Source organism: Candidatus Frankia alpina (genome assembly GCF_902806485.1).
Taxonomy (GTDB): Bacteria; Actinomycetota; Actinomycetes; order Frankiales; family Frankiaceae; genus Frankia; species Frankia alpina.
On the sequence record NZ_CADCWT010000539.1, the window covers coordinates 1 to 689 of the forward strand.

At 69.8% G+C, this 689-nt stretch carries 1 pseudogene; it reads right to left on the reverse strand.

What is annotated here, in order from left to right:
* A pseudogene (locus tag G6R25_RS24395) lies at positions 1–567 on the reverse strand (hypothetical protein); the annotation flags it as partial.
* Between the last annotated feature and the right edge of the window lie 122 nt (positions 568–689).

Genomic DNA, 689 nt, shown 5'->3' on the forward strand with positions numbered 1-689 from the left:
GTGCAGTGCAGTTCGGCCGGGGTCGAGGAACACCATGTCCCCCACGGTGACGTGGACCGACCGCGCGATGCCCGGAATCTTTCGGCGGGCCTCAGCCAGGGCGGTCCGCAGCGCCAGGCCGTCCTCCACCACGGCGAGCACGACGTCGTCGGCTCGGTCACCGTTGAAGGCCGCGTCGTAGGCGGCGCGGATCTCGGTCACTGCTGCTGCCGCGTCGGCGGGCGCGGTGCCAGCTTGCGGCAGCGGCGGCCCCGATGGCGGATGTGCGATGACCGTGACCGGTTGCCTGCCAGCCTGACGGATGACGACCCGGATGTCGGAGCCGGTGTCCACCGCCTGGGAGTCCAAACGGAACTCGCTCGTGGTGGGGCCGAGATCGGCGGTGCACACCCGGGCGCCGTTCTCCACCAGGGTGACGCCGACCTCGTGCCTGTTCAGGATGTCGAACGCGACGGGCACGCTGGGACACGAACTGCCACCCCACACGGCGAGCGCCAGCTTGTCGTCGGGCTCGATGACGGCGACCGGATCGGTGCCATCGCCGAAGGTCAGGAGCCCTGCGGGCACTCCACGATAGGTCCTGTCGGCGACGCTGTTCGGGCCTTTGTCACCGCAGCCAGCGGACAAAATCACGGATACGGCTGCGGCCACCAACGCAGCGCGTCCCGCACGCGCGATCACTCTGCCTT